Source organism: Streptomyces sp. NPDC127114 (assembly GCF_042677525.1).
Taxonomy (GTDB): Bacteria; Actinomycetota; Actinomycetes; order Streptomycetales; family Streptomycetaceae; genus Streptomyces.
In genome coordinates this window covers 126,538-141,069 of sequence record NZ_JBHXTJ010000021.1, presented here as the reverse complement: position 1 = coordinate 141,069, position 14,532 = coordinate 126,538, and the positions used below count along the sequence as shown (strand labels likewise).

16 protein-coding genes are annotated in these 14,532 nt (G+C 72.0%); 8 read left to right on the top strand and 8 right to left on the bottom strand.

The features are described 5' to 3' along the window. Window positions 1-258: 258 nt before the first annotated feature. Window positions 259-879 carry an HAD-IA family hydrolase gene (locus ACFVGS_RS22005; protein WP_384420932.1) on the bottom strand — a complete coding sequence of 207 codons (621 nt, stop codon included), beginning with the start codon at window positions 877-879 and terminating at the stop codon, window positions 259-261. Between the two features lie 159 nt (window positions 880-1,038). Between ACFVGS_RS22005 and ACFVGS_RS22000 the strand changes: the two genes are divergently transcribed. From ACFVGS_RS22000 to ACFVGS_RS21990, 3 genes are all read left to right on the top strand, one after another. Beyond that, a complete protein-coding gene (locus ACFVGS_RS22000; RefSeq protein WP_384420930.1) occupies window positions 1,039-1,839 on the top strand; it encodes an alpha/beta fold hydrolase in 801 nt (266 codons plus the stop codon). A 125-nt stretch (window positions 1,840-1,964) separates the two neighbouring features. Continuing rightward, window positions 1,965-2,882, top strand: a complete 918-nt coding sequence (locus ACFVGS_RS21995; protein WP_384420928.1) for an oxaloacetate decarboxylase — start codon at window positions 1,965-1,967, stop codon at window positions 2,880-2,882. Next, window positions 2,879-3,361 carry a hypothetical protein gene (locus tag ACFVGS_RS21990; protein ID WP_384420927.1) on the top strand — a complete coding sequence of 161 codons (483 nt, stop codon included), beginning with the start codon at window positions 2,879-2,881 and terminating at the stop codon, window positions 3,359-3,361. The genes ACFVGS_RS21995 and ACFVGS_RS21990 overlap by 4 nt, the downstream gene beginning before the upstream one ends. Window positions 3,362-3,490: 129 nt before the next feature. On the opposite strand, the gene ACFVGS_RS21985 is transcribed toward ACFVGS_RS21990, so the two are convergent. The 5 genes from ACFVGS_RS21985 to ACFVGS_RS21965 all read right to left on the bottom strand — a co-directional run bounded on the left by ACFVGS_RS21985 (window position 3,491) and on the right by ACFVGS_RS21965 (window position 7,251). After that, window positions 3,491-3,676 carry a hypothetical protein gene (locus ACFVGS_RS21985; RefSeq protein WP_384420925.1) on the bottom strand — a complete coding sequence of 62 codons (186 nt, stop codon included), beginning with the start codon at window positions 3,674-3,676 and terminating at the stop codon, window positions 3,491-3,493. 126 nt (window positions 3,677-3,802) lie between these two features. Beyond that, entirely contained in the window at window positions 3,803-4,309 is a 507-nt protein-coding gene (locus tag ACFVGS_RS21980; RefSeq protein ID WP_384420923.1) for a DUF664 domain-containing protein, read from the bottom strand. A gap of 17 nt (window positions 4,310-4,326) precedes the next feature. Beyond that, window positions 4,327-6,306 carry a serine/threonine-protein kinase gene (locus ACFVGS_RS21975; protein WP_384420921.1) on the bottom strand — a complete coding sequence of 660 codons (1,980 nt, stop codon included), beginning with the start codon at window positions 6,304-6,306 and terminating at the stop codon, window positions 4,327-4,329. Window positions 6,307-6,492: 186 nt separating this feature from the next. After that, entirely contained in the window at window positions 6,493-6,897 is a 405-nt protein-coding gene (locus ACFVGS_RS21970) for a DUF1992 domain-containing protein (RefSeq protein ID WP_385693409.1), read from the bottom strand. A 150-nt stretch (window positions 6,898-7,047) separates the two neighbouring features. Then, window positions 7,048-7,251 carry a cold-shock protein gene (locus ACFVGS_RS21965; RefSeq protein WP_046908818.1) on the bottom strand — a complete coding sequence of 68 codons (204 nt, stop codon included), beginning with the start codon at window positions 7,249-7,251 and terminating at the stop codon, window positions 7,048-7,050. A gap of 284 nt (window positions 7,252-7,535) precedes the next feature. Here ACFVGS_RS21965 and ACFVGS_RS21960 point away from each other — a divergent pair, with 284 nt between their 5' ends. Then, on the top strand, window positions 7,536-8,414 hold the full coding sequence (locus tag ACFVGS_RS21960; protein WP_384423453.1) for a menaquinone biosynthetic enzyme MqnA/MqnD family protein: 879 nt from the start codon (window positions 7,536-7,538) through the stop codon (window positions 8,412-8,414). On the opposite strand, the gene ACFVGS_RS21955 is transcribed toward ACFVGS_RS21960, so the two are convergent. Beyond that, window positions 8,411-9,475, bottom strand: a complete 1,065-nt coding sequence (locus ACFVGS_RS21955; protein ID WP_384423451.1) for an alpha/beta hydrolase — start codon at window positions 9,473-9,475, stop codon at window positions 8,411-8,413. The genes ACFVGS_RS21960 and ACFVGS_RS21955 overlap by 4 nt on opposite strands. A 188-nt stretch (window positions 9,476-9,663) precedes the next feature. Between ACFVGS_RS21955 and mqnC the strand changes: the two genes are divergently transcribed. The 4 genes from mqnC to ACFVGS_RS21935 are packed head-to-tail and all read left to right on the top strand — an operon-like array spanning window position 9,664 to window position 13,586. After that, window positions 9,664-10,878, top strand: a complete 1,215-nt coding sequence (gene mqnC / locus ACFVGS_RS21950) for a cyclic dehypoxanthinyl futalosine synthase (RefSeq protein ID WP_384423449.1) — start codon at window positions 9,664-9,666, stop codon at window positions 10,876-10,878. Between the two features lie 21 nt (window positions 10,879-10,899). Next, complete coding sequence (locus ACFVGS_RS21945) at window positions 10,900-11,499, top strand: hypothetical protein (protein ID WP_384423447.1); 600 nt, start codon at window positions 10,900-10,902, stop codon at window positions 11,497-11,499. 52 nt (window positions 11,500-11,551) lie between these two features. Continuing rightward, window positions 11,552-12,244, top strand: coding sequence for a demethylmenaquinone methyltransferase (locus ACFVGS_RS21940; RefSeq protein ID WP_384423446.1), 693 nt, complete (start codon window positions 11,552-11,554; stop codon window positions 12,242-12,244). Window positions 12,245-12,299: 55 nt separating this feature from the next. Then, window positions 12,300-13,586 carry a geranylgeranyl reductase family protein gene (locus ACFVGS_RS21935; protein ID WP_384423444.1) on the top strand — a complete coding sequence of 429 codons (1,287 nt, stop codon included), beginning with the start codon at window positions 12,300-12,302 and terminating at the stop codon, window positions 13,584-13,586. Here ACFVGS_RS21935 and ACFVGS_RS21930 read toward each other — a convergent pair. After that, window positions 13,552-14,532, bottom strand: a complete 981-nt coding sequence (locus ACFVGS_RS21930; RefSeq protein WP_384423442.1) for a GlxA family transcriptional regulator — start codon at window positions 14,530-14,532, stop codon at window positions 13,552-13,554. The genes ACFVGS_RS21935 and ACFVGS_RS21930 overlap by 35 nt on opposite strands.

Here is a 14,532-nt window from a genome sequence, read left to right as displayed (position 1 = left end):
CCTCCGAGTGTGAACAGGCTCCCGGAGCCGCCGGGTCAAGGGTGGCCACAGGCCATCGCGAAGCGACGCGACCGAAGGGAGCGCCCTTGACGCGGTGGTGGAGGGAGCCACACTCGGATCAAGGGCGGCCGCACCAGAAGCCCACACGCAACCCCCACCCGTACGACCTCAGAGACCCGCCACTCCACCCGGACCCCCGCCCCCACCACCTCAGAAACCCGCCCCTCCCGACCCCGCCAGCCAGAGCGCGCCCGACGCTCACGCCCACGCCAGGATCTCCGGCGCCGCCTCCGCCAGCGTTGCGAAGTGGCGATGCGAACCCTCCGACCCCGTCGCGGCGTTCACCGTCCAGACCGTCATCCCCGCCGCTCGGCCCGACCGTACGCCCGACGGCGCGTCCTCGATCACCAGGCAGTCCGCGGGATCCGCGCCCAGCTTCTCGGCGGCGAGGAGGTACGGCACCGGCGAGGGCTTGCCCTCGCTCACCGACGCCGCGTCCACGATCAGCGCGGGCATCGGCAGCCCGGTCCGCTCGAACCGGCCGCGCACCCGGTGCTCGTAGTTCGACGTGACCAGCGCCCAGCGGTCGGCGGGCAGGGCCTTCAGCAGCTCCGCGGCGCCGTCGAAGGCCGCATACGTGCCCGTCCGTACGTCCTCGTCCTCCAGCTCGTGCAGCAGCGCCAGGCACGCGGCCGGGTCCGCCCCTGGCACGACGGCCGCGAACGTCTCCACCGGCCGTGTCCGGAGAGCGACGGCGTACACCTCGTCGCCGTCGAGCCCGTGGCGTGCGGCCCAGGCGTGCCAGACGCGCCGCTGGTTCTCGACGGCGTCCATGAGGGTGCCGTCGACGTCGAAGAGTACGAAGTTCTTACCGGTCACGCGCCAGAGGCTACGCCCACACGCCCGCACGCCTACGAGCCCCTGAGGTCCGGTCACGCATCGCGGGGCCGCCGGCGCCGACGTCGACGCCCGGCGCCGATGAGTTTTCGGCGCGGCCGCCGTCTACCCCTCGTAACCCCCCCGAGAGGAGACCGAGAAATGCCCTACGTTGACGTCAACGGAATGACCCTGTGGTTCGAGGAGCACGGCACCGCCGCCACCTCGGGTGTGCCGCCGCTCGTCCTGCTCCACGGCGGGTTCGGAGCCGGGGAGATGTTCCAGCCGTTCCTCGCCTCGGAGGTCGGGGAAGGGCGGCGCGTCATCACCGTCGACCTCCAGGCGCACGGGCGGACGCCGGACGTCGACGGGCGGCCGATGTCGATGGAGGTGATGGCGGACGACGTCGCCGGACTGCTCAAGCACCTCGGCGGCGAGGCCGTCGACGTCCTCGGCTACTCCCTCGGCGCGGGCGCCGCCATGCGGCTGGCGATCCAGCACCCGGACCTGGTCCGGCGGCTCGTGGTGGTGTCTATGCCGGCCCGGCGCGAGGGATGGTTCCCCGAGGTCACGGCGCAGATGGACCAGATGGACGAGGGCGCGGCGGAGGCGCTGAAGCAGTCGCCGATGTACGAGCTGTACGCGCGGATCGCGCCGCGCGTCGAGGACTGGCCGGTGCTGGTGGAGAAGGTCGCGTCGATGACCCGGCGTGACTACGACTGGAGCGAGGAGATCGCCGGCGTCACCGCGCCCGTGCTGCTGGTCTTCGCCGACGGCGACGGCATCCGCCCGGCGCACATGGTGGAGTTCTTCGGCCTCCTCGGCGGCGGCCTGAAGGACCCGGGATGGGACGGCGGCGACCGGCCCGCCGCCCGCCTCGCGGTCGTTCCCGGCGCCACGCACTACGACCTGATGTTCTCGCCGCTCCTCCCCGGAGTCGTCGGCGCGTTTCTCGCCCAGTGACGTTTCTGTGGTGAAAACGGTCCTCCTGGAGAGTGAGTAAAGCTCCCGTATGCGAAGGTTCGAGCTTGTCTCCCGAAATCATCTTGTTTTGGCAAAGTGCCAGCGTGTTGATGAGGAGTCAGTCTGTGAACCACTTCAGCTACGGCAACGACCTGCGGGCGCGGATCGCCGCGCCCGGCACCACACCCCTGATCGGCGTCTACGACATGTACTCGGCGTCCGTCGCCGCCGAGCACTACGACGGGATGTTCGTCTCCGGCTTCGGCTTCGCCGCCTCGCACTACGGACTGCCGGACATCGGGTTCATCGCGTGGCCGGACATGGTGGCGTTCGTGCAGCGGCTGCGCGGCGCGTTCCCGCGGCACCACCTGCTCGTCGACATCGACGACGGCTACGTCGACCCCGAGGTGGCCTGTCACGTCGTGGAGGGCCTGGAGCGGATCGGCGCCTCCGGCGTGATCCTGGAGGACCAGAAGCGGCCGCGGCGCTGCGGGCACGCGGACGGGAAGCAGGTGCTGCCGCTGGACGAGTACCTCGCCAAGCTGGAGATGGTGCTCCAGACCCGGCGGGACCTGGTGGTCGTGGCCCGTACGGACGCGACGGACGAGGACGACATCCTGCACCGGGCCCAGCGTCTGGCGGCGACGGAGGCGGACGTGGTCCTGGTGGACGGCGTTCGGAGCGTGGAGTGGATCCGGCGGATCCGCGAGGTCGTCGACGGCAAGCCGCTGCTGTTCAACCAGATCGCGGGCGGCAAGTCGCCGCGGCTGTCGCTCTCCGAGCTGTCGGAGCTGGGCGTGGACGTGGCGATCTACAGCACGCCGTGCCTCTTCGCGGCGCACGCGGCGATGGACTCGGCACTGGCCGAGCTGAAGGCCGCCGACGGGCGGCTGCCGTCCTTCGACCCGGAGAGCGGCGTCGGCGTCGCCGCCTCGACCCGGCTCCTGGAGCGGAACATCGCCCGGCACCACGGGGCGCGCGAGCACGTCGGGCGGGCAGTGCGGGGCGGGAAGGCCGAGCAGGCTGTGCGGGTGGGCGCGTGAGGGCGTCGATTCCGCGTCCGCGGAGGGCCCAGCCCGGCCAGCCCGGCCAGCCCGCCCAGCCCGGCCAGCCCGCCCAGACCGGCCAGCTCGGCCAGACCGGCCAGCTCGGCCAGACCGGCCAAGGGAGCCAGACCGCCCAAGCCGCCCAGACCGACGAGGTCGGCCAGGCCGGCCAGGCCGGCCAGGCCGGGCGGAGGGTTCGGGTCGGACAGGGGAGCCAGGCCGGTCGGGTGGGCCGGGCCGCGCTGCCGGTGCTCGGCGCGGTCCTGCTGGCCGCCGCCGGGGCGGCGCCCGCGGTGGCCGGCGGGAGCCTGGTGACCGTGATCGACAACTCGCACGCGGACTCCGTCCTGGAGGTCGACCGGGCGGCCAACCTCCAGTACGGCAGCAGCGGCACGGCCGGCAGCGACCACGACGGCAGCGCGGTCGACGCGCTCCAGACCCTGGTCGGCGCGGTGCACGCGTCCGACGACGACTGAGGGGCCTGAGCGAACGCCGAACGGCCGGACACCGCCCTCGTGGTGTCCGGCCGTCTCGCGCTGTGCCTGACCGCTGCCCGGCCCGCGCCTGGCTCTCGCCCGGCTCCCGGCCCGGCTTTCGCCCCGCGGTCAGTCCTCCAGCAGGTCCGGCAGGCCGAGCTCGTTCAGCTCGACGGGCTCCGGCCCGTCCTCCGCGTGGGCCACGGCGGTGGCGCTGGCCGGAGCGGCCTGAGCGGTGGCGGCGGCGAAGCCGAGGACGCCGCCGGCCAGGGCGACGGCGGCGACGAGGGAGCGGGTGGTGGTGGTGAGGTTCATGCCCGGGGAACGACTCCTCTCCCGCGGCGGTCACGGAGTGTGGCGCGGGAGAGGGAGAGGCGCGCGTCCATCCACCGTGCGCCCCCTTGCCGCCACCGCGCTCTCCGCCACCGCCCGCGTCAGGGCCTAGCGTCGCTCCACCACGCCCCGGACGTACGCCGCCTGCCCCGCGTGCTGGTTGTCCTCGGCGACCACGCTGATGAGGCGGACGCCGAGGGTGACGTGCGGGGTCCAGCGGGTGTCGACGACCCGGTCCAGGTCGGCGTCGGTGAGAGCGCCGACGTGGTCGAGGGTGCGGGCGTGAACGGCGTCGTAGTAGTCGAGCAGGAGGTCGGCCGGCGCACGGACGGCCGCCACCTGCTTGCTGCTGTGGCCGAAGCCGGTGGCGTCCTCCGGGAACGGCAGGCCGAAGCGGCCGGACCAGCCGTCGGCCGTCCACACCTGCTCGGTCCCGAAGGCGTCGGCGACGTGGTCGTCCTGGATCCGGGTCAGGTGCCAGACCAGCCAGGCGATGGAGTTGGCGTCGGGATCGATCCGTACGGTCAGCTCGTCGTCCGACAGGCCCTCGACGGCCTCGTGCACGGCCTCCTGGATCCGGCCGAAGGCGTCAAGGAGAAGCTCCGCGCTCTTCATGGCGTCACGGTACGCGCTCAGACACGGTGGTAGTGGTAGCCCTCGCCGTGGGACGGGCCCACGTCGTGGAGGATGCCGCTCGGTACCGCGAGCTTGAACGCCGACGTGTCGCCGTTCGTGCAGTAGGGGTACCCGCCGGACTTGGCCTGGTCGACGGTGGTGGTGCCCAGGTTGATGCGCTTGCCGCCGTCGGTGATCGAGACCAGCTTGGCCACGTACTCGCAGTGCGCTCCGTTGGTGTCGCTGATCATCCTGGCGGCGATCTGGCCGGGGGCCACCCGGTAGATGTAGACCGTTTCCGGCTGCCCGATGTTGTACTGCGCCGTGTACTTCCAGGTGCCGACGAAGCCCGAGGGGACCGTGTTGCCGCCGGTGGCCGGGGCCTGGGTGGTCGCCGGCGGCCTGGTCGTCGTACCGCCGCCGGACGACGAACCACCGGAGCTCGTCGAGGAACCGCCTCCAGAGGCGGTGCCGCCGGAAGCCCCTCCGGAGGCACCGCCGGAAGCGCCGCCCGAGGCCGTGCCTCCGCCGCTCGCGGGCAGACCGCCGACCGCGCCGCCGCCGCCCGCCGCCGCGTCACCGGGCGGCGGGGCCGCCGTCGGGTTCTGGCCCGGCGGCGTGGTGGCCGTGCCGGGCGGGGGAGCGGAGGAGGGGCCGGTGGTGGTCGTCGCGGGCGGCGGGGCGCTGCTCGACGCGCCGGGTGCGCCTCCGAGATCGCGCTCGCGGGCGCCGTCGTCGATCAGCTTCACCACCGTGCCGCTGATGCCGAGGACGACGAAGACGGCCGCGACGACCGTCCAGACGCGGGAGGCGCGGCGCGGCTCGCGGCGCACGGCGGCGGGTGTGGCGGCGACCGCGTCCGCGGCGCCGGCCGTGCCGGGCTCCTTCGGGCGCGGTCCCGTCGTGCCGGTGTCGGACGCCTCCCCGGCCGCACCGGCCTTCGCGGCCTCACCCGTCCTGCCGGCCCCCGTGGCCGCACCCCCCTTGCCGGCCTCCGTGGCCGCCGCCTCCCGCTCCAGCTCCTCCGACAGCGCTTCCACGTCGAGCAGCCGGGCCGCCTGTCGGGCGAGGCGGGCCACGAGCTCGGGCGGCAGCCAGGCGCCGCCCGCGGCGGGGCCGCGGCCGGACTCCTCGCCCGGGAGGGCCGGGTCGGCGAGCAGGGTGGCGATGGCGGGCCGCTGCTCCGGGTCCTTGGTGAGGCAGCGGGCGATGAAGCCGCGCAGCTCCTCGGACCCGACCCGGTCGAGCTCGGGCTCGGCCTCCACGATCTGGAACATGATCGCGTGCTGGTTGCTGGCGCCGTGCCCGAACGGCAGCCGCCCGGTCGCCGCGTACATGAGGACGCAGCCGAGCGCGAAGACGTCGGCGGCCGGGCCGAGCGACTCGCCGCGGACCTGCTCGGGGGCCATGAAGCCGGGGGAGCCGACGACCATGCCGGTGCTGGTGAGCAGCGACTCGACGGAGGGTTCCAGGGCCCGCGCGATGCCGAAGTCGATCACCCGGGGGCCCTCGACGGTGAGCATCACGTTGGAGGGCTTGAGGTCCCGGTGCAGGATGCCGGCGCCGTGGATGCCCTGGAGGGCCCGCAGCAGGCCGAGCGCGAGGGCCAGGATCGAGTCGGCGGGCAGCGGGCCGTGCTCCCGTACGACCTGTTCGAGGGAGGGACCGGGTACGAAGCCGGTGGCCACCCAGGGGCGGTCGGCCTCGGGGTCGGCGTCCAGGACAGGCGCGGTGTAGTGCTCGCCGACCTTCCGTACGGCGTCGATCTCCCGGCGGAAGCGGGCCCGGAACTGGGGGTCCTGCGCGTGCTCCGCGTGCACGATCTTGACCGCGACCGTCCGCCCGCCCTCGGAGCGGGCCAGGTAGACCCGTCCCATGCCGCCGGAGCCGAGCCGGCCGAGGAGCCGGTACGGCCCGATCGCGCGCGGGTCGCCGGCGCCGAGCGGCTCCATGCCGCTGATGCCCGCGCCCTCTCCCTTGCCCTTCACGCCGCTCATGCCGGTCTGGCCCCCCTGGTCGTCCCTGCCCGATGGTCGGTCGAACGCGCACAGCGTAGATGAGTACGCGTCAACTGGACGCCCTGGACGGGCCCTTGGGTTCCTCCACTATCCATCTATCTCTGAAACGTATCCCTGCGCCCCTACGCGAACCAGCCCCCCGGCGCGCGAACCAGCCCCCGGCGCTCACCCACGGAGGTGCGCCCGGCGCCACCGCGCCGCTTCCGCCTCCACGTCGAACAGTGTCAGGTTCAGCGGCGGACCGGCCGGCGGGCGGGCGAGGGCTTCGGCGATCTTGGTGTTGATGTCGCCGAGGACGCGGCGCAGCTGGGCCTCCGACACCGCTTCCCGAGCGGCGCGCGCCGCGTCCTCGGCGTCCTTGCGCAGGGCCAGCGACGGCGGGAGTGCCGACAGGCCCTCGCGGTGCATCTTCCGCCTGACCCACCACAGCTCGTCGTACGGCGCGGCGTCGTCGTCGAGCGGCTTGCCGAAGCCCTCGAGCCGGGAGAACTCGCCGCGCTCGGTCGCCTCGCGGATCTGCTTGTCCACGAATGACTCGAAGCTGACGCCGGGCGGTTTGCGTTCGGTCATGTGTTCAGCGTAAGACCGGGGGACGGCCACGGCCGGGCCTTTTCGGTACGGGGCCGGAAACGGCAGGAGCCCCGCTCGTGCGCTTCGCGCACGGAGCGGGGCTCCTTGGGTACAGCTCTAGAGGATCGCGATCGTCGACCCCGGGGTCACTTAGACCGGGGTGACGTTCTCCGCCTGCGGGCCCTTCGGGCCCTGCGTGACGTCGAAGTTCACCTGCTGGTTCTCCTCGAGGGAGCGGAAGCCAGAGGCGTTGATCGCGGAGTAGTGGACGAAGACATCCGGGCCGCCGCCTTCCTGGGCAATGAAGCCGAAGCCCTTTTCAGCGTTGAACCACTTCACGGTTCCGGTAGCCATGAGCCCTCCTATGGGCCAAAGGGTCGCCCTGCTCCAGAACCTGCAACCAAGTCTGAAAACTACAAAAGCCTGCGGGTCACATGCTCCGCAGGCTCTGTACTGCAAGGGAAACCAAACTGCAACTTGCGTTGAGCGTAGCACGCAGCGTGCTCGGAGCGGTAGAGGGAAAGATCACGTCACCCGAATGTTTGGCGCGTCTCTCACGCGCTGACGGGATCGGGGCGCGGTGTCGCTCGTACGCCCCCGGCGATGTCCGCCTGGCGAGACGGGTCTAGCCTCGCGATGTGGACAATGCAACCGATGCCGCGGCCGATGAGCAGCGGCGCAGCCGGCCCCGCGTGGGACACATCCAGTTCCTGAACTGCCTTCCCCTTTATTGGGGCCTCGCCCGGACCGGAACGCTGCTCGACCTGGAGCTGACGAAGGACACGCCGGAGAAGCTCAGCGAACGGCTGGTGCGTGGGGACCTGGATATCGGTCCCATCACGCTCGTCGAATACCTCCGGCACGCCGACGAGCTCGTCGCGCTGCCGGACATCGCCGTGGGCTGTGACGGGCCCGTCATGTCGTGCGTGATCGTCTCCCAGCGGCCGCTGGCCGAGCTGGACGGCGCGCGGGTCGCGCTCGGCTCGACCTCCCGCACCTCGGTGCGTCTGGCGCAGCTGCTGCTCGCCGAGTCGTACGGCGTGTCGCCCGACTACTACGCGTGTCCGCCCGACCTCGGTCTGATGATGCAGGAGGCGGAGGCGGCGGTGCTGATCGGCGACGCCGCGCTGCGGGCCTCGCTGCACGACGCGCCGCGGCTCGGGCTCCAGGTCCACGACCTGGGGCTGATGTGGAAGGAGTGGACGGGCCTTCCGTTCGTCTTCGCCGTGTGGGCGGTCCGCAAGGACTTCCTGGCGCGCGAGCCGGAGACCGTCCGTGACGTCCACCGGGCCTTCCTGGCCTCGCGTGACCTGTCGCTGGAGGAGGTCACCAAGGTGGCGGAGCAGGCGGCGCGCTGGGAGTCCTTCGACGCGGAGCTGCTGGAGCGGTACTTCCGTACGCTCGACTTCCGCTTCGGGCCGGAGCAGCTGGCGGGGGTGCGGGAGTTCGCCCGCCGGACCGGCCCGACGACCGGTTTTCCCGCGGACGTACGGGTGGAGCTGCTCGGCTCCCGCTAGCCGGCGGTGGGCTGTTCCGGCTCGGACGGGACCGGGCCCTGGATGTGCCGGCTGATCCAGGCCATCGTCCCGTCGTTCATGCCCCGCATGTAGGAGCGGGCGTTGTGCTCGCCGTCCTGGATGACCTGGAGCCGGGTCTTCAGGGGGCCCTTCGTGTACGTGCGCATGAAGGCCCTGAGCCTGGCCATGCCCGACTCCTTGGTGCCGATCTGGAAGGCCACGTAGGTCCGGTACGCCGGCTTGTCGGGTTTCCGGCCGAGGGCGGCGGCCAGCTTCTCCGGGTTGTTGGCCTGCCGCTCGGCCTCGTGCCCCTTCCAGAGCGGGGAGTCCGGAACGGTGTCCGGGCCGGAGGCGATGACGGCCTTGAACTTGTCCGGCTTCTGCAGCACGGACTTCAGTCCGGCGAAGCCGCCCGAGGACGAGCCCATGAAGGCCCAGCCGTCCCGGGAGTCGAAGGTGCGGAAATTGGCCCGTACGAAATCGGGGACGTCCTCGGTCAGCCAGGTGCCCATTTTCGGCTGCCCGGGGATATCACTGCCGTCGTGGTAGAACTCGGCGCTCGGGTTGAGAACGGGCATCACGACGATGAACGGTTGGCTCTTCCCTTCGTCCACCCAGCGGCTGATGTTCCCCTGGAGGTCGATGCCCTTGCCCGTCCAGTAATTCGTGGGGAACCCCTTTCCGCCGGGCAGCGTGATGAGGACGGGGAAGCCGCTGTCGGCGTACGCCGGGTCGAAATACTGTTTCGGCGCCCATACCCAGACCCGGCCGGTGAATCCCGACTTCTCCCCGTGCAGCTCGGTCATGCCGATCTTGGTGCCGTCGTCGAGGGTGCGGTGCACCGTGAAGGAGGCCTTGGGGCCGGTGGGGAAGACGGTCCTCGGCACCCCGGCTCCCGGCTTGTGCTGCCGCACGGCCTGCTGCTGGGCCGACCGCTCGCTCCGCGGCGTGTCGAAGGAGACGGGATCGCCCTCGTCGGAGCAGCCCGTGACCAGACCGAGCGTGGTGCCGAGGGCGAGGGCGGCCGCGAGGATCCGGGCCGGGCGGCGGCGACGTTTCATGACGTGCTCCGGGTGCGATTCGGGCGATACGGAGGTTATGGAGGATTCCGGAGAAGGAGAGGGTCCCGGCGGCCGATCGGTTGGCTCGGGACCGGCACCAATCCGCGCGAAGGCCCTGGCGTAGGCTGGTTCGGTCCGTTCAGTACGCACCGGTTCGCGTACGCACGCCTCCGAAAGGGACACACCCGGTGACCGAGAACGCCGAACTCACGTCTTTTGATGTCACAGCTGTTCTCGACCGCGCCGCCGCGGGTGGCCGGATCTCCGCCGAGGAGGCGCTCGGCCTCTACCGATCGGCGCCGCTGCACGCGCTGGGCGCCGCCGCCGACGCGGTGCGCCGCCGCCGGTACGCGGGGACCGAGCACATCGCGACGTACATCATCGAGCGCAACATCAACTACACGAACGTCTGTGTGACGGCGTGCAAGTTCTGCGCGTTCTACGCCGCCCCGAAGGACACCAAGAAGGGCTGGACCCGCGACCTCGACGACATCCTGCGCCGCTGCGCGGAGACCGTGGAGCTCGGCGGCACCCAGATCATGTTCCAGGGCGGCCACCACCCGGACTACGGGGTCGAGTACTACGAGAAGCACTTCTCGGCGATCAAGCGGGAGTTCCCGCAGCTGGTCATCCACTCCCTCGGCGCGTCCGAGGTCGAGCACATGGCCCGCATCTCCGGCGTCTCCGTCGAGGAGGCCATCACCCGCATCCACGAGGCCGGCCTCGACTCCTTCGCGGGCGCCGGCGCCGAGCTGCTGCCCGAGCGGCCCCGCAAGGCCATCGCGCCGCTCAAGGAGTCCGGCGAGCGCTGGCTGGAGATCATGGAGATCGCCCACAAGCTGGGCGTCGAGTCGACCTCGACGATGCTCATGGGCACCGGCGAGACCAACGCCGAGCGCATCGAGCACCTGCGGATGATCCGCGACGTGCAGGACCGGACGGGCGGCTTCCGGGCCTTCATCCCGTACACGTACCAGCCCGAGAACAACCACCTGAAGGGCCGTACGCAGGCCACGATCTTCGAGTACCTGCGGATGATCGCCGTCGCGCGGCTCTTCCTGGACAACGTCGCCCACATCCAGGGCTCGTGGCTGACCGTCGGCAAGGAGGCCGGCCAGCTGTCGCTGCACTACGGCGCGGACGACCTGGGCTCGATCATGCTGGAGGAGAACGTGGTCTCCTCGGCCGGTGCGAAGCACCGCTCCAACCGCATGGAGATCATCGACCTGATCCGCAAGGCCGGGCGCGTCCCGGCCCAGCGCGCGACGACGTACGAGCACCTGGTCGTCCACGACGACCCGGCGAACGACCCGGTCGACGAGCGGGTGGTCTCCCACATCTCGTCCATCGCGATCGAGGGCGGCACCGCGCACCCCGAGCTGAAGCTGCTCGACGCCAAGTAGGACCGGAGAAGGGGCACGACTGTGCTGACGCTGCACGTCGCCGACGCGTCGCCCGAGAACGCGGTCCTGGTCGACGGCGCGCTCGTCGCGGCCGTCGGCCCGTACGAGGAGCTGGCCGCGGCCAACCAGGACGCCCGGCTGCGCCGGTGGCCCGGCATCCTCACGCCCGGGCTGCTCAACCCGTACGGCCCCGAACTCCTCGAACAGACCTACCACCCGGACCCGCGCGAGGCCGACACCTACGGCACCGAGCCGATCACGGGCGAACGGGCGCGGGAGATCTTCCACGCCGAGCCCGTGCGGCTCGGCGCCAGCGCGCGGCGCGGGGTGCAGCGGCTCCTCGCGCACGGGACGGTCGCCGTCGCCGGCGAGCTGCGCGGCCGGGCCGCCCTGGACGCGGTGCGCCGGGCCGGGCTGGCGGTGGGGCAGCGCCCGCCGAACCTGCCGGGACCGCCGTCCCTCTCGCCGACGCCGCTCGTGCTGCTGCCGCGCCTGGCGGCGGGCGGTCCTGCGCGCTTCGCCGTGTTCGACGTGCCCGACCGGGCGTCCCTCGTCCGCCTGGGCCCGGCGACCTGTGTCGCCACCGTTCTCGGCGGCCGCCTGGTCTACCGGGCCCGCTGACCGGGCGGGGCCGGTCCCGCCCGGTGGAGGGGGCGGCTGCAACAATGGTCCGGTGACCCGCGCATCCCTGGACAAGCAGCCGCACGAAGTCGCCTCGATGTTCGACGACGTGGCGGCGAACTACGACCTCACCAACGACGTCCTGTCGCTCGGCCAGGACCGGCGCTGGCGCAAGGAGGTCGCCAAGGCGGTCGACGCGCGCCCCGCGCAGAAGATCCTCGACCTCGCCGCCGGCACCGCGACCTCCTCGCAGCCCTTCGCCCGCGCCGGGGCGTACGTCGTGCCCTGCGACTTCTCGCTCGGCATGCTCAGGGTCGGCAAGAAGAACCACCCGTGGATGCCGTTCACCGCGGGCGACGGCACGAAGCTGCCCTTCAAGGACGAGGTCTTCGACGCCGTCACCATCTCCTTCGGGCTGCGCAACATCCAGGACACCGACCAGGCGCTGCGCGAGCTGTACCGGGTGACGAAGCCCGGCGGCCGGGTCGTCATCTGCGAGTTCTCGCACGCCACCTGGGCGCCGTTCCGCACGGTGTACGAGGAGTACCTGATGCGCGCCCTGCCGCCGGTGGCCCGGGCCGTCTCCTCCAACCCCGACGCGTACGTCTACCTCGCCGAGTCCATCCGGTCCTGGCCGGACCAGCCGACCCTCGCGGGGATGCTGCAGAAGGCTGGCTGGGAGCGGGTGGCCTGGCGCAACCTGACGGGCGGAATCGTCGCGATGCACCGGGGCTTCAAGGCGTAATCCCCCGCAATAGACTGCAACCGTCCCGTTCATCGACCCTCCGGGAGACCCCGCCGTGACCGAGCAGCCCCTCTCCGAGCACAGCGCAGACGTGATCGTCGTCGGGGCGGGCCCGGCCGGCTCGACCACCGCGTACTACCTGGCCAAGGCGGGGCTCGACGTCCTGCTCCTGGAGAAGACCGCGTTCCCGCGCGAGAAGGTGTGCGGTGACGGGCTCACGCCGCGCGCCACCAAGCAGCTCGTCGCGATGGGCATCGACATCTCCGAAGAGGCCGGCTGGCTGCGGAACAAGGGGCTGCGGATCATCGGCGGCGGTGTGCGGCTCGAACTCGACTGGCCGGACCTCGCCTCGTACCCGGACTACGGACTCGTCCGCAAGCGTGACGACTTCGACGAGATGCTTGCCCGGCAGGCGCAGAAGGCGGGCGCGCGGCTGTACGAGCGCTGCAACGTCGGCGCCCCCGTCATCGACGACCGCACGGGCCGGATCACCGGCGTCCACGCCAAGCTCGGCGAGGAGAAGCGCGAGGTCACCTTCCACGCGCCGCTCGTCGTCGCCGCCGACGGCAACTCCACCCGTCTGTCCCTCGCGATGGGTCTGCACCGGCGCGAGGACCGGCCGATGGGCGTCGCCGTGCGGACGTACTTCACGACCCCGCGGCACCAGGACGACTACCTGGAGTCCTGGCTGGAGCTGTGGGACCGGCGCGGCCCGCAGGACCGGCTGCTCCCCGGCTACGGCTGGATCTTCGGCATGGGCGACGGCACCTCCAACGTGGGCCTCGGCATCCTCGACTCCTCCTCCGCCTTCCGCGAGCTGGACTGGCGCGAGGTCCTCAAGGCCTGGTGCGCCTCCATGCCGGAGGACTGGGGCTTCACCCCGGACAACATGACCACCCCGATCCGCGGCGCGGCGCTGCCGATGGCCTTCAACCGGCAGCCGCACTACACCAAGGGCCTGCTGCTCGTCGGCGACGCCGGCGGTCTGGTCAACCCGTTCAACGGCGAGGGCATCGCCTACGCGATGGAGTCCGGCCAGATCGCCGCCGACGTCATCGTCCAGGCCCACGCCCGCCAGACCCCCGCCCAGCGCGAACTGGCCCTGCGGAACTACCCGCAGATCCTCAAGGACACCTACGGCGGCTACTACACGCTGGGCCGCGCCTTCGTGAAGCTCATCGGCAACCCCAAGGTCATGAAGATCGCGACCCAGCGCGGCCTGACCCACCCGCTGCTGATGAAGTTCACGCTGAAGATGCTGGCCAACCTCACCGACCCGACCGGCGGCGACGCCATGGACCGCATCATCAACGGGCTTTCGAAGGTGGCCCCGAAGGCCTGAGCGCGAACGACCGCCGGTAGGCGCCGGGGGACACCCCGACCGTGCGGGTGAAGTGGCGGCGCAGGTTGGCCGCGGAGCCCAGGCCGCTCTGCTCGCCGACGCGTTCCACCGGCAGGTCGGTGGATTCGAGGAGCGTACGGGCCCGGGCCACGCGCTCGCCGAGGAGCCACTGCAGCGGTGTCGTGCCGTGCGTCTCGCGGACCCGCCGGTGGAAGGTACGCGGGCTCATGTGGGCGCGGCGGGCCAGCTCCTCCACGGTCAGCGGCTCGTGGAGGTGTTCCACGGCCCACTGCAGGGCCGTCCCGAGGCCGTCGTCCTCGGCCGGGGGCACCGGTGCCTCGACGTACTGCGGGCGGTCGCCCGGCCGGAGGGCGGGCACGACCATGCGCTGGGCGAGGGCGGCCGCGACACCCGCGCCGAGGTCCTTCCGTACGAGGTGCAGGCACAGGTCGAGGCCGGCGGCGGCGCCCGCGCTGGTGAACACCCGCCCCTCGTCGGTGTACAGCGCCGAGGCGTCGACGGTGACCCGCGGGTGGCGGGCGGCCAGCGCGGGCGCGTAGTCGCGGTGGACGACGGCACGGTGGCCGTCCAGGACTCCCGCCGCCGCGAGGGCGAAGGCGCCGGTGCACATCGACACCATGCGCGCTCCCGCCGCGTCCGCCTCCCGCAAGGCCGCGACGAGCTCGGCGGGCAGCTCCTGACGGCCCTCGGCCATCGCGAGCGGCACCGACGGCACGATCACGGTGTCCGCGCCGGCGACCCCGTCGACGCCGTGGGTCCCGTACGGAGCCGGGCCGTGGACCCGCAGCTCGTACCAGGGGTCGGCCAGGTCGGTGTGCGGGATCCCGAACACCATGGACACCGTGGACAGTTCGTACAGGTCCCACGGCGAGAGGGCGCCCTGTTCGTCGGGCACGAGGACGACGGCGACGGCTCCAGCGCTCAT